Origin of the sequence: Pseudoflavonifractor intestinihominis (assembly GCF_040096055.1) — a bacterium.
GTDB lineage: Bacteria > Bacillota > Clostridia > Oscillospirales > Oscillospiraceae > Pseudoflavonifractor > Pseudoflavonifractor intestinihominis.
This window is the reverse complement of sequence record NZ_JBBMFK010000033.1, coordinates 25621-39772: the sequence shown is the minus strand read 5'-3', so window position 1 is coordinate 39772 and position 14152 is coordinate 25621. Positions and strand designations below refer to the sequence as shown.

Here is a 14152-nt window from a genome sequence, read left to right as displayed (position 1 = left end):
GGACACCTCCATTGCTGGCTGATTTCATTCACGCCAGAGTCTGTAAACCAAAGTGCGAAAAATTCTTGACACTACCGGCAGGTTATAGACAAACCGATTCATCAGGGGTATTTCTGGTATTGATATCCGCAAAAGCGTAGAACTTACCCGAATACCGCTGTTTCATATCACAAAGGTTCTTATGTACTGCATCGATCGTAAACGCCATGGACATGAGCCACGGGGCGTTGAACGGCATGATGACCGTCTTTTCGACTCCCAGCGCATCCATCATCTTCTGGTATCGGTGCAGATTGACATAGGATCACACATCATCAGAATCCGGGTTGGCTTTGCGGACAGCATCCGGGAGAATATGAATGTGTGCATCTATCTTTGTTCAGCGTTTTCCAATCGACCATATTTTAAACTCCAGGCGAATTTTCGAGAAGGCTTTCGCTGTAAGCGGCCGGCAGAACTCTCCGCCGGCCGCCTCTCTTATGTTCTTTTTACGCCCTACCCTTCCAGCCGGAGTTGCCTGGCCCGGAGGGCAGTGGAGAGCGCCAGCTTTTTCACCTCCCCGCTGTCAAAGGCTATGATGGCGATATCCCCGCTGCGGCTCACCAGCGTACCGGGGCCAAAGGTCCTGTGATCCAGCCTGGTGCCCGGGACATAGCCGCCTGAGAGCTGAGTAATCTGTTCCCGGCTCAACTGCGTTGCCGCCGGTAGCTTTTTGACCGCCGACTTTTGGGGCGTTTCCTTCGGCTTTGGCGGGAAAATCTCCCGGGAAAACGCGGACTCCATCCCCACCTTTCGGAAGGTGACGATGTTCAGCTCCCGTTTGGCCCGGGTCATCCCCACATAGAACAGCCGCCGCTCCTCCTCATAGGCGTCCAGCTCCTGGGCCGTTGCGCCGCGGTCCGGCACCACCTTGGGCAGCATGCCGTCCGCCACGTCCATCAGAATCACCCGGTCGTACTCCAGTCCCTTGCTGGAGTGGATGGTGGAGAGCACAAAGGGGCAGTCCGGCGTGCCGGCGCCCGCCTGCACCACCTCCCGCAGCTCCTCCAGCCGTTCCAGGAGCCGCCCTGGCGTGGGCTCCTCCGCCCCCAGGGCCGCCAGGATTTCTGCCTTGTTCAGGTCTCCGCCCCGGGTCTCCAGGTAGGCCCCGTAGCCCATGAAGTGCACGATACGGTAGACCGCCTTGTCCGCCGGCTCCTCCAGAAGATTGTTCATATGGGTCTGAAGAGCCTTGCACTGCTTTCTGGTCCAGGGGGACGCCGCCGCGGATGAGGCGATATACTCCAGGATGGTCTCCCCTGCCCCGCCGGACCGGGCCACGGCCTCCCGGGCCAGAGCCCGGCTGATGCCAGCCCCCAGCTTGTAGTAGATGTTCAGAAAATAATCGGCGTTGCCCGGCTCCTGGGCAAACCGGATGATGTCCGCGATATCCCGCACCACCCGGTTGGTGAAAAAGAGGCTCTCCACCTGCCGGCAGCGGTACGGGATGCCCGCCCGCTCCAGAAGGTCCATCAGCGGCAGGGCGCTGTCGTTGTCCCGGTAGAGTACGGCGGTCTCAGTGTTGCAGTCCTCCGCCATCTTGCAGAGATACCGGTACTGCCTCTGCCGGTCATAGACCGAGATCTCCCGGAGCTCCGGGCCGCTCCCCCGGGTGGCCCGCATGTGCTTGGGGTGGCGGTTTTTGTTCTTCTGGATGAACCGGTCCGCCGCCGCCACGATCTGCTCCGTGGAGCGGTAGTTCTGCTCCATGTACAGCACCTTGGCGTTGGGGTACACCCGGTCAAACTCGGTGAGAGCCTGGGGATAGGCCGCCCGGAAGCCGTAGATACTCTGGTCCTCATCCCCCACCATAAAGAGGTTCCCGCTCTGCCCTGCCAGCAGGTGGATGATGGTGTGCTGAATCTTGGAGGTATCCTGGGCCTCGTCCACGCAGAAATACCGGTACCGGTCCCGTACCGCACCCAGGATCTGGGGATACTGCCGCAGGATCTGGAGGGCGTAGACCATCTGGTCGTCGTAGTCCATCAGCTGCTTGTCCCGCAGGATCTTACAGTAGGTCTGATAAAAGGCGGGGAAATCCAGGCCCTCCACTTCGACTTGAGACAGCTCCTCACCCTTGAGCATCTGGTTCTTGACATAGGTGATGGCGGTCTCAAGGCCTTTTATGGTGCTCTCGGTGGCATATTCATTGGTCTGGCTCCGGTAGAGCTCCCCCAGAAAGGCGCTCTTCCGCCCGCTGTCCTCCAGCAGCCGGAAGGCGGAGCGGCCTGTGACCCGCTCATAGTAGCGGATGATCCGGCTGCACACGCCGTTGATGGTGCGGAAGCTCAGCAGCTTTGCCGCCTCCTCGCCAAAAAAGGAGGCAAAACGCCGCTCCATGTCCCTGGCCGCCGCCACGGTGTAGGTCATGGTGAGGATGCTCTCCGGCCGGATGCCCCGCACCTGGCACATGTAGCCCAGCCGGGTCACCAGGACGGTGGTCTTGCCGCTGCCCGGCACCGCCAGCAGCAGCACCGGCCCCTCTACCGCCTGCACCGCCGCCTCCTGCTGCGGGTCCAGACGGATGGAAAACTGTGCTTTGAATTGGGAAAAGTCCATTGCTTACTCCAATATCCAGCGCACTCCCTTCCCCGTAAGCGGGGCCGCGCGCCTGGTTTCTCACGCTTGCAATACGTACTATTATAGCCGGAGGCGAAAAACCAGTCAATGGAAAGAGTCCGTGATCCACCCCCTCTTCAACCCCAAGCGGAACCTTGACACAGGCCGCGGCATATGCTACAATGCTACCATTCACTTTGCACTGCACTCTACCCCCTGCCGGGGGCAACTACAGTACAAACTGAGCAGGCCACGGATTCCGGCGGGAATCCACGGAGCCGGGCCGCACTCCGCGGCAGCAGATGGTCTTTTATGCATCTGTGGGACAGTTGTATGTTCCATGGGTGTATTTTTTTATACTCTGAGCATACATGGCTGATGGTTGCGGGCGAGTGCCAAAGCGCCATTTTTTCATTTGGAGGGTCTTTTATGGACAAGAAAGCAAATGAGAGCCTGGCTATGCGGGTCTCTTTCGTAACAATCCTGGGCAACTTCCTGTTGACCGCGTTCAAGCTGCTGGCCGGCATCGTGGCCCACTCGGGCGCCATGATATCCGACGCCATCCACTCCGCCTCCGACGTGCTGAGCACCTTTGTGGTCATCGTGGGCGTAAAGCTCTCCGGCAAGGAGTCGGACGAGGAACACCCCTTCGGACACGAGCGCTTTGAATGCGTGGCCGCCCTGATCCTGTCGGTGCTGCTGGCCGTGACCGGCCTGGGCATCGGCTGGGCCGGTATCCAGAACATCATCGGGGACAGCGCCGCGCTGGTGGTCCCCGGCCAGCTGGCCCTGGTGGCCGCCGTCATCTCCATCGTGGTCAAGGAGGCCATGTACTGGTACACCCGGGCTGCCGCCAAGAAGATTGACTCCTCCGCCCTGATGGCCGACGCCTGGCACCACCGGTCCGACGCCCTGTCCTCTGTGGGCAGCTTCATCGGCATCCTGGGCGCCCGGCTGGGCCTGCCGGTGCTGGATCCCATCGCCAGCGTGGTCATCTGCCTGTTCATCCTCAAGGCCGCCTATGACATCTTCCGGGATGCCATCTCCAAGATGCTGGACACCGCCTGTTCCAACGATGTGGAGGAGCAGATGCGCAGCGTGGCCCTGTCCCAGGAGGGCGTGCTGGGCGTAGACCGGCTCCAGACCCGCCTGTTCGGCGACCGCATCTATGTGGAGATCGACATCGCCGCCGACGGCAGCACTCCCCTGTCCCAGGCCCATGAGGTGGCCACCATGGTACATGACGCCATCGAGCAGCAGTTCCCCAAGGTCAAGCACTGTATGGTCCATGTCAATCCCCTGGAGGTCCATCCGGCGGGCTGAGCCTTTCCAGGAAGAAATTCCAACTGTCAGGAGATCGCCATGCTTCACACCCTTCTTGTGGGCCCCAGCGGGAGGGGCCGGGCCGTCTGGATGGATCGGCTTCTGGATGGACTGGACCCCTCCCTCCCCCTGTGGGGTTACCGGACCCCAAAGGAGCCGCCGGACCCGTCCGGACGCTCCCCCATCCGTCTCTGCCCTGTCGGCCGTTCTGCCGGACAGGGCGGTCCCATCCTGCTGGGCTGGTGCAGGGACAGACAGTCCCTCCCCATTCCGGAGGCCTTTGAACGCGGCGCCCGGTTCATTGAACGCGCAGGTCCCGGCGGCCTGCTCCTGCTGGATGAGCTGGGGCCGATGGAGAGCCGCTCTCCCCGCTTTTGTCGGGCAGTTCTGAACGCGCTGAGCGGTGATACCCCCATTCTGGCCTGGGTGCGGGACTTGGACACCCCCTTTCTCGCCGCTGTGCGCAGTCATCCCAGGGCCAGATGCTTCTATCCGCCTCCCGCCTGCGACCCCGCCCTGTTGGAGACGTTGTCTGCATTTCTCACCGCACAGCTGGCGCCAGGCGGCCGGCCTCTATAAAAATTAAATGCCCCGGACGCTCCATGGCGGAGCGTCCGGGGCGTTCTGTCTCTGTCCCGGATTACACGTCCTTGTTCAGAACGTTGTCCAGCGCCTTGCTCATAATAATGTAGAGCACAAAGGTCACGACCATGCTGACAATGGCAGGCACCAGGAAATTGTATATCAGTGCCACCTCGCCTACTGCCGTTCCGATAATCCAGGTGATGATGGCAACCCAGTTGATCTTCTTATTCTCCTTGCTGCGCTTGACGCAGAAGGCCTCGGCAATGATAAGGCCGGGGATGGGGGGCAGCAGGACGGACAGCGTCTGCACCACGGGCAGAAGGAACTTGGTGGCGCCCACAGCGGCGAAGATGGCGGCGGCGGTCGCCACAATCACGGCCAGCACGGCGTGCTTCACTCTGCCCTCCATGCGGGTGTCCTTCATGACGTTCTGCAGAGCCAGACTGGCGCTGTAGATGTTGTTGTCCTGAGTCGTCCAGACGCAGAAGATGGCGCAGATGAACACCAGCACGCCCAGGCCCAGGGCAGCGGTGGCGGTGACGAAGTCGCTCTTGTTGGTAGCCTGAGCGGTCATGATGCCGATGACCTCAAGGCCGAAGAGGCCGACAGCCACGGAGACGGGTGCACCGATTGCCACGTGAGAACCCTTCTTGGCATAGCGGCACACATCGGGAGAGACGATGCAGCCGAAGATCCAGGCGCCTACAAAGGAGGTGGAGCCGGCGGCAAAGGAGATTGCATTGCCCTCCTCGGGGACAAAGTGGAACACGGCCTCATAGCCGGCGGTCTTTCCAATGGCAATGGCGCAGGCAATGGTCAGAATAATGGCGCAGGGAACGCCCAGCCAGCTGACGATCTCCAACCCCTTCACGCCGCGGATAGCGGACTGGGCCCACAGGGCTACCACAATGATGGAGGTAATGCCGACAGGAATGGGCCACCAGCTGAAGGTGGAGTCAATCAGGTTGGAAAACGTATCGGCGTTGACGGCAATCCAGTTGACGGCGGACACCGCCAGCAGCAGGGAGAGGATGGAAGAACTGCGGGCGCCCAAGGACTTTCTGGCCAGCACCGACGTGGACAGACCCGTCTTGTAGGCAATGACGCCCAGCAGGGTGGCGACCAGAATCAGCATCAGATTGCCCACGGCGCAGGCCAGTACCGCCTCTTTAAACGGCATCTTAAAGCCTACGGTGGCGCCGGTGACAAAGTTGGACAGTGAAATAGTATAGCCGGTCAGGATGACCAGAATACTGCCGACGCTTTTACGTGCACTCTGCGGCACTGCGTCGTAGACGTATTCCATTTCGCTGCTGTTTTCCGGTGCTGGTGCTTTGGTTTTCGGCTGTTCGCTCATAACAACATCTCCTTTTTTTGACTTCAGGTCACCCTGAGCAGCGGCTCTGCTGCCGCATTGAGCGCGAAAAAAGCGGGACGTCCCGCAGCAAGGAAACTCCATGTATGAACACTTTGCCCAATAACTTCACATTAATCAAATAAAAAACTATACAAAAGAACGAAAACATAGTATCATAACAAAAGCAGAAAGTATAATATAAATTTGATATAAATATATTTTTTTATATATAAAAAAAATATAGATAAGAAAATTTGTTGGATACACTTTAAAGTTTTAACAAATTCGAAAACTTTATCACGGTAAATAGATATAAATATTTTTACTTTTTCATTGGCAAATCAGCTTCAAGGCGTCAGCTGCTCCGCCGCGTCTGCCCCCGATGCGCCGCTCCCGTGATAAAATCCAAATAAAAAATACCGTCAGGGCATTCTCCTGACGGTATTTTTTATATACGGCTTATGTATCCAGCCAGCGGATGGGCCCCCAGCGATTTTCGGCGGCCTGGTATAGGCGCCAGGCCATCCAGGCGCACAGCAGGCCCACCAGGCACCCCGCGGCCACATCGGAGGGGAAATGGACGCCGACGTACAGCCGGGAGAAGCCCATGAGGGCCGCCAGCGCCACTGCGGTCCACCTCATCCACTTCCTGGGCAGGGTTCTGAACCAGCTACCGGCGGCGGCAAAGGCCGCGCAGGTGTGGCCCGACGGGAAGGAATTGGGGTCCTTCTCCACCACCAGGAACTGGAGCCCGTCCACGGTCAGCCAGGGACGGGGCCGGGCCACCAGGTGTTTGATGGCCACATTGGTGAACAGCAGCCCCAGCAGCATGGCCAGCAGGGACAGCACCCCTGCCCGCCGGGTCTTGCGGAAGAAGAGCATGACCACGGACAGCACGATCCACAAAATACCCGCATTGCCCAGCTGGGTGTAAAAGGCTATCAGCGGGTCGAGTATCCCACAGCGTACGAATTCCTGAATCCAGAGCAGCACGGCCCCGTCCAGGCTGAGCAGCGTATCCAGCAACGGTTTTCCTCCTTAGATATCAGTCTCCCTGTCGGGATGCAAAAAGGGCGGGGTCTCCCCCGCCCTGTCTTGTCTTCGGGTCAGGCCGCAGGCTCCACAGGCTCGCAGGTCTGGATGACGCCGTTGACCAGCTCAAAGGTCTTGGTCTTGACGATGTGGGTCTTGCCGATGCGGACCTCCTGGGTGCCAACCGCCTGGGTGATGGGGTTGGTGATGGTGGCCCGGATGGTGAAGTTGACGCTGACATAGCCGGGCTGTGCGCTGGCCACCACAGTGCCGTCCTCCTTCTCCACCGGGATGAGGTAGGGCTCAGAGGAGACCTCCAGCACGTACGCGTCCAGCATGGAGCCGTCCGCCATCAGCTGGGCGCCCTCGCCGCCGGCCTCCACCTGGGCCTTGACCGCCTCGTAGACCGACTCCTGGACCAGGGGCACCTTGACGGTATATTCGATCTGAGTGGTGCTGCTCTCGCCGGGGAGCGGCGTGTCCTTGCCCATGAACTTCAGGGCCACCACGGCGGCCACAGCCACGATCAGGACCAGCACGATCAGGTCGATGACGTTGATCTTGCCGAACAGCCGGCCCTTTTCATCCACGATTTTTCCTTTTTTTTCGTTCATTCTGAGAAACCTCCGTGTGCGCTGTCAATGGAACTTGTAAATTGACATAATTATGGTACAATACAAGAGACACTGCGGATCTTGTACCATATCCGCAGTGCAGATCCCCCATGTACCGGCCCGTAATCCGGGCCTGCACACAGAGATTCGGTCACGCTTCGCGGCTATTGTACCATATCCCTGCCTATGATAACAAGTCTTTTTTGGAGGCTCCAGACATATGAAGGTCATTCACCTGATTTCCGGCGGCGACAGCGGCGGCGCCAAAACCCACGTCCACATGCTTCTTCAGAATTTGTCCCGTACCCCCGGCGTGGAGGTCACCATGGTCTGCTTCATGGAGGGCCCCTTCTCCCAGGAGGCCAGGGAGCTGGGCATCCCCACCGTGGTGCTGCCCGGCAGGAACATCTTCCGCACCTTCCATACCTTAAAGAAAATGATTCTGGACGGCGGCTACGAGATCATCCACTGCCACGGCGCCCGGGGCAACATGATGGGCGCGCTGCTGCGCAGATCCACCGGCCTGCCCGTGGTCACCACCGTCCACTCCGACTGGCGCCTGGACTACCTGGGCCGGCCCATCTCCCGCATCACCTACGGTACCATCAACACCATCGCCCTGCGGCTGCTGGACTACCGCATCGGCGTGTCCGACGCCATGACAGACCTGCTTATCTCCCGCGGCTTTGACCCGGACAAGCTCTTCACCATCTACAACGGCATCGACTTCACCCCCCGCACCCCCTCCATGACCCGCAGCCAGTACCTGGAGAGCGTGGGGGCCCACTGGCCGGAGGACTGCGTCATCGCCGGCATCGCCGCCCGGCTCAACCCGGTCAAGGACATCCCCACCCTGATCCGTGGCTTTGCCCGGGCCAGGCAGTCCTGCCCCAAGCTGCGGCTGCTCATCGCCGGCGACGGCGAGCAGATGGGCGAGCTCAAGGCCCTGGCCGCCGACCTGGGGGTGGCGGAGGACGTGTGCTTTGCCGGGTGGGTGTCCGACGTGGACAGCTTCTACGGCGCGCTGGACATCAACACCCTCACCTCCCTGTCCGAGACCTTCCCCTACTCCCTCACCGAGGGCGCCCGGGCCGGACTGCCCACGGTTGCCAGCCGGGTGGGCGGCGTGCCCTACCTCATCGACCACGGCGTCAACGGCCTGCTCTTTGAGGCCGGGGACTACGAGACCCTGGCCAAGCACCTGACCACCCTGGCCTCCGACGCCACCCTGCGCACCCACATGGGCCAGCGGCTCTATCAGAAGGGCAAGAGCGAATACTCCCTGGAGAGCACCCTCCAGCGGCAGCTGGAGATCTACTCCGTCATCCTCCGCCGGAAGGAGCGGAACCACGGCAGGCGGGACGGCGCGCTGGTGTGCGGCGCCTATGGCCGGGGCAACGCGGGCGACGACGCCATCCTGGAGGCCATTGTCACCGAGCTGCGGCAGATCGACCCCGACCTGCCCGTGTGGGTCCTGTCCCGCAAGCCCTCGGAGACCCGCCTCACCTACCGGGTCAACTCCATCTACACCTTCGCGTTCCCCAAGTTCCTCTGGCGGATGACCAAGACCAGACTCTACATCAACGGCGGCGGCTCCCTGATGCAGGACGTGACCAGCCACCGCTCCCTGTGGTTCTACCTCTTCACCATCTCCGCCGGAAAGATTCTGGGCAACAAGGTGATGATGTACGGCTGCGGCATCGGCCCCATCCACTCCCCCTCCAACCGGAAGCGGGCCGCCAAAGTGCTCCAGCGCCGGGTGGACGCCATCACCCTGCGGGACACCCACTCCAAAACCGAGCTGGAGTCCATGGGAGTCACCCAGCCCAAGGTCGTCCTGTCGGCCGACCCCACGGTCATCCTCCCCGCCGCCGGAAGCGAGGTCATCGACGGCGTGCTGGAGAGCGAGGGGCTGGACCCTTCCGGCAAGTATTTTGGCTTTACGCTCCGCCCCTGGCCCGGCTTTGATGCAAAGGCGGCCATCTTCGGCCAGGCGGCCGACTACGTGTGGGAAAAATACGGCATGACGCCCGTGTTCCTGCCCATCGAGCGGCGGCTGGACGTGGGCGCGGCCCAGAAGGCGGCCATGTACATCAAAAAGGCCCCCTACCACATCCTCCACGCCACCGGCAGCAGCGACCACACCATCGGCCTCTTTGCCCGGATGCAGGCGGTGGTGTCCATGCGCCTCCACGCGCTGGTGTTCTCCGCCAGCCAGGGCGTGCCCCTGGTGGGCGTGGTATACGACCCCAAGATCAGCTCCTTCCTCTCCTACATCGGCCAGGACCTGTACACCGAGCTGGCCGACCTGACCTACGAGGGCCTGTGCGCCCAGATCGACGCCGCCTGCGCCCGGATCGGGGACACGGAGTTCCTGTCCGGCGGCGTGGACCGGCTGCGGAAGGTGGAGCGCCGCAACAGCGAGACGGCGGCGGAGCTGCTGGGCAAGTGATCTCCCTGCTCGCCCGCCCCTCCTCTCCTTATTTATTACTCCTCGGGAGGTCTCTCGGTTGAAGCAATATGTCTGTCTCTCCCCCTCCCCCTGGCAGGCGGTCCCCACCCGGACCCAGCACCTGATGACCCGCCTGCGGGACGCGGAAGTCCTGTTCTTTGAGCCCCCCTCCCCCAGGGGCAGAGGCGCCCGGGACAGCGGCCGCAAGGTGCGGCCCGGCCTGACGGTGTACCCCCTGCCCCCTGTCCTCCAGGTGGACGAGCGCCACGGATTTCTCTTCTCCCGGGGCGTCAACAAGATCGCCCGCTTTATCACCGCCAGAATGGACCGCCACCGGTTCCGCGACCCCATTCTGTGGACCACCTGCCCGGATCAGGTCCACCTGCTGGACAGTCTGCCCTTCCGCGGGCTGGTGTACGACTGCGACCGGTACTGGTCCGGCTTCCCTCTGGAGTGGGAGAGCGACCTGGCCCTGTCCGCCGACGTCATCTTCGCCGCCTCCCGGGGGCTCATCGACCACCTGTCCCCCTGCAACGACAACATCGCCCTGCTGCCCAACGGCGTCAACTTCCCCATGTTCGCCCGTCAGGAGGCAGAGCTCCCCGGCGATCTGGCCCGTATCCCCAGGCCCATCCTGGGCTGGGCAGGCACCATCCGCCGGGACCTGGACCTGTCCCCCCTGCTGCGGGCCGCATCCGATCTGCCCCAGTGCTCCTTTGTGCTGGTAGGGCAGGCCGAGAGCGGCGCCCAGCTGCGGAGGCTGTCCGCCCTGCCCAACGTGCATCTGCTGGGCCCCAAGGCCCCGGTGGACCTGCCCGACTACCTGTGCCGGTTCGACGTGTGCCTGAATCTGCTCTCCGCCCGGGAGCAGCCCACCGACATTATTCCAGGCCGGATCTACGAGTACCTGTCCACCGGAAACCCCATTGTCTCCATGATCGGCAGCGGACAGATCGAGCACTTTCCCGACGTGATCTACGGCGCCCACACCGCCCGGGAATTTGTCCAGCTGTGCGCCAGCGCCCTGTCCGAGGTGGGCAGCTGGACCAGAAACCGCCGCCGTGACTACGGCGCCGCCGCTGCCTGGAGCGTCCGGGCCGACGAGGTGTGCCGCATCCTGGACGCCATCGGGCTGTGCTGAAGATGCGGTTTTTGTCCCCCTCTGTCAAAAATGGTCAATTGTCTATTGTCTCCATTTGTCCTTTCTTGTCTAAGCCTACGAAATTGGGGCTGAACCCTTGTAAAGCAGCGCACAATACGATATATTGTATTTATTCTTGGTACTAAGAGGGGTGCTTGCGTTGTTCAACGGAGGACACATTGCCTGCCTGGCCGTCATTCTCAACGGCCCCAATGCACCCGGATCAGACTGCTGAACCATATCAGGTCATCCATAACGAAGGATGACCTGATTTATTTTTCGCAGCGCTGAAATTTTTTGTATCATGGAGGTCGTTATGAGCAAGAAAGTTGCAGTTATCATGGGTTCCGACTCCGACCTGGAGACCATGCGCCCCTGTGTGAAGCGTCTGAAGAGCTTCGGCATCCCCTTTGAGGTGCGGGTCATCTCCGCCCACCGCACCCCCGCCGCCGCCGAGAACTTCGCTTCCCACGCCGAGGAGAACGGCTTCGGCGTCATCATCGCCGCCGCAGGCAAGGCCGCCCACCTGGCCGGCGTCCTGGCCGCCTACACCACCCTGCCCGTCATCGGCGTGCCCATCAAGACCTCCATGATGGGCGGTCTGGACAGCCTGCTGTCCATGGTCCAGATGCCCAAGGGCATCCCCGTGGCCTGCGTGGCCGTGGACGGCGCCGACAACGCCGCCATCCTGGCCGCCCAGATGCTGGCCCTAGACCCTGCCAGTATGGTCTATAGCGATGATACCACCTCCCCCGTTTCTTTGGCGAACAAGCTTGCCCAGTTCAAAGCCGCCATGGCCGACGAGGTGGCCGAGAAGGACCGCAAGCTCCAGAGCGAGACCTTTTGAGTTTTCCCTTCCCCATTAAAATAAATCAATTCAGATAGACAGGAGCGGTTTTACATGAGTTACGAGAAGCGCGAGCAGCTGTACGAAGGCAAGGCCAAGAAGGTCTACGCCACTGACGATCCCCAGGTGGTCATCGTGTCCTACAAGGACGACGCCACCGCCTTCAACGGCCTGAAGAAGGGCACCATCGCCGGCAAGGGCGCCATCAACAACCGCATGACCAACAACCTGATGCGCCGCCTGGAGGCCAAGGGCGTGCCCACCCACTATGTGGAGGAGCTCAACGACCGCGAGACCGCCGTGAAGAAGGTCTCCATCGTGCCCCTGGAGGTCATTGTCCGCAACATCTCCGCCGGCTCCTTTGCCAAGCGGTACGGCGTGGAGGAGGGCATCGTGTTCGACGAGCCCACCATCGAGTTCTCCTACAAGAACGACGACCTGGGCGACCCCCTGCTCAACACCTACCACGCCCTGGCCCTCAAGCTGGCCACCAAGGAGGAGATCGCCCTCATTGAGAAGTACACCTTCATGGTCAACGACCTGCTGAAGGGCTTTATGAAGGAGATCGGCATCGACCTGGTGGACTTCAAGCTGGAGTTCGGCAAGACCGCCGACGGCACCATCGTGCTGGCCGACGAGATCTCCCCCGACACCTGCCGCCTCTGGGACGAGAAGACCCACGAGAAGCTGGACAAGGACCGTTTCCGCCGGGATATGGGCGGCGCTGAAGAGGCCTACGAAGAGGTCATGCGTCGGCTGATGGGAGAGCAGTAAGCAATGGGCGGTTTTTTTGGTACCATCTCAAAGCATGACTGCGTGATGGATCTGTTCTTCGGCACCGACTACCACTCCCACCTGGGCACCAAGCGGGGCGGCATGGCGGTCTACGACCCCAAGGACGGCTTCCAGCGTCAGATCCACAACATTGAAAACACCCCCTTCCGCACCAAGTTCGACAAGGACATCGCCGAGTTCCACGGCTGCTCCGGCATCGGCTGCATCAGCGACACCGACCCCCAGCCCCTGCTGGTGCGCTCCCACCTGGGCCTGTACGCCATCACCACCGTGGGCATCATCAACAATGCCGACGAGCTGATCGAGCGGTACTTCTCCGACCACGGCCACCAGTTCATGGCCATGAGCTCGGGCAAGGTCAACTCCACCGAGCTGGTAGCCGCCCTCATCAACCAGAAGGACGACCTGGTCTCCGGCATCCGCCACGCCCAGGAGGAGATTGACGGCTCCTGCACCATGCTGCTCCTCACCCCCGACGCCATCATCGCCGCCCGGGACGCCATGGGCCGCCTGCCCGTGCTGGTGGGTCAGAGCGACACCGGCTGCTGCGTGTCCTTCGAGTCCTTCGCCTACCACAAGCTGGGCTACCACGACGCCTACGAGCTGGGCCCCCGGGAAATCGTCCGGGTCACCGCCGACGGCTGGACCACCCTGGCCCCCGCCGGAGACAAGATGAAGATCTGCGCCTTCCTCTGGACCTACTACGGCTACCCCAACTCCAACTACGAGGGGGTCAACGTGGAGGTCATGCGCTACCGCAACGGCGAGATCATGGCCCGGGACGAGATCCAGAAGGGCAAGCTGCCCAAGGTGGACTATGTGGCCGGCGTGCCCGACTCCGGCGTGCCCCACGCCATCGGCTTCGCCAACCGCAGCGGCAAGCCCTTTGCCCGCCCCTTTGTCAAGTACACTCCCACCTGGCCCCGGTCCTTCATGCCCGCCAACCAGGAGGCCCGCAACCAGGTGGCCAAGATGAAGCAGATCCCCGTGCCTGAGCTCATCGAGGGCAAGAAGCTCCTCTTTGTGGACGACTCCATCGTCCGCGGCACCCAGCTGCGGGAGACTGTGGAATTCCTGTACGAGTCGGGCGCCGAGGAGGTCCACATGCGCTCGGCCTGCCCCCCCATCATGTACGGCTGCAAGTACCTCAACTTCTCCCGCAGCAACTCCGACATGGAGCTCATCGCCCGCCGCACCATCCAGGACCTGGAGGGCGACGAGGGCCAGCAGCACCTGGAAGAGTACGCCGACTCCTCCACCGAGCGGGGCCAGTGCATGCTCAAGTCCATCTGTGAGAAGCTGGGCTTTGACTCCCTGGGCTATCAGTCCCTGGACGGCCTGCTGGAGGCCATCGGCATCGACCGGGACAAGATCTGCACCTACTGCTGGACGGGAGAGGAGTAACCTT

Annotated in this window: 11 protein-coding genes and 1 riboswitch; of the genes, 7 read left to right on the top strand and 4 right to left on the bottom strand. The window is 61.6% G+C overall.

The annotated features are described in order from the left end of the window. Window positions 1-495 precede the first annotated feature (495 nt). The gene (locus tag WMO64_RS15270) at window positions 496-2598 is read right to left on the bottom strand and encodes an ATP-dependent helicase (protein WP_349232527.1); all 2103 of its coding nucleotides are present in this window, start codon (window positions 2596-2598) and stop codon (window positions 496-498) included. 231 nt (window positions 2599-2829) lie between these two features. Continuing rightward, window positions 2830-2929: riboswitch (NiCo riboswitch) on the top strand. 98 nt (window positions 2930-3027) lie between these two features. On the opposite strand from WMO64_RS15270, the gene WMO64_RS15265 reads away from it, so the two are divergent. Together WMO64_RS15265 and WMO64_RS15260 are read left to right on the top strand one after the other, a co-directional pair. Beyond that, entirely contained in the window at window positions 3028-3921 is an 894-nt protein-coding gene (locus tag WMO64_RS15265; protein WP_349232526.1) for a cation diffusion facilitator family transporter, read from the top strand. 39 nt (window positions 3922-3960) lie between these two features. After that, window positions 3961-4500, top strand: coding sequence for a nucleoside-triphosphatase (locus WMO64_RS15260; RefSeq protein ID WP_294522677.1), 540 nt, complete (start codon window positions 3961-3963; stop codon window positions 4498-4500). A 61-nt stretch (window positions 4501-4561) separates the two neighbouring features. Here the strand turns inward: WMO64_RS15260 and WMO64_RS15255 are convergent, their stop codons facing one another. The 3 genes from WMO64_RS15255 to WMO64_RS15245 form a co-directional block, all read right to left on the bottom strand. Further along, window positions 4562-5863 (bottom strand): purine-cytosine permease family protein, encoded by a 1302-nt coding sequence (locus tag WMO64_RS15255; RefSeq protein WP_294522680.1) that lies wholly within the window; start codon window positions 5861-5863, stop codon window positions 4562-4564. 459 nt (window positions 5864-6322) lie between these two features. Then, window positions 6323-6889 carry a phosphatase PAP2 family protein gene (locus WMO64_RS15250; protein WP_349232525.1) on the bottom strand — a complete coding sequence of 189 codons (567 nt, stop codon included), beginning with the start codon at window positions 6887-6889 and terminating at the stop codon, window positions 6323-6325. 80 nt (window positions 6890-6969) lie between these two features. Beyond that, entirely contained in the window at window positions 6970-7509 is a 540-nt protein-coding gene (locus WMO64_RS15245; RefSeq protein ID WP_294522685.1) for a DUF4330 domain-containing protein, read from the bottom strand. A gap of 220 nt (window positions 7510-7729) precedes the next feature. On the opposite strand from WMO64_RS15245, the gene csaB reads away from it, so the two are divergent. The 5 genes from csaB (at window position 7730) to WMO64_RS15220 (ending at window position 14148) form a co-directional block, all read left to right on the top strand. Continuing rightward, window positions 7730-9961, top strand: a complete 2232-nt coding sequence (gene csaB / locus WMO64_RS15240) for a polysaccharide pyruvyl transferase CsaB (RefSeq protein ID WP_349232524.1) — start codon at window positions 7730-7732, stop codon at window positions 9959-9961. A gap of 58 nt (window positions 9962-10019) precedes the next feature. Then, entirely contained in the window at window positions 10020-11102 is a 1083-nt protein-coding gene (locus WMO64_RS15235; protein ID WP_349232523.1) for a glycosyltransferase family protein, read from the top strand. Window positions 11103-11418: 316 nt separating this feature from the next. Continuing rightward, entirely contained in the window at window positions 11419-11949 is a 531-nt protein-coding gene (purE, locus tag WMO64_RS15230; protein ID WP_349232522.1) for a 5-(carboxyamino)imidazole ribonucleotide mutase, read from the top strand. Window positions 11950-12003: 54 nt separating this feature from the next. Next, the gene (gene purC, locus WMO64_RS15225) at window positions 12004-12723 is read left to right on the top strand and encodes a phosphoribosylaminoimidazolesuccinocarboxamide synthase (RefSeq protein ID WP_349232521.1); all 720 of its coding nucleotides are present in this window, start codon (window positions 12004-12006) and stop codon (window positions 12721-12723) included. A gap of 3 nt (window positions 12724-12726) precedes the next feature. Further along, entirely contained in the window at window positions 12727-14148 is a 1422-nt protein-coding gene (locus tag WMO64_RS15220; protein WP_349232520.1) for an amidophosphoribosyltransferase, read from the top strand. Window positions 14149-14152 lie beyond the last annotated feature (4 nt).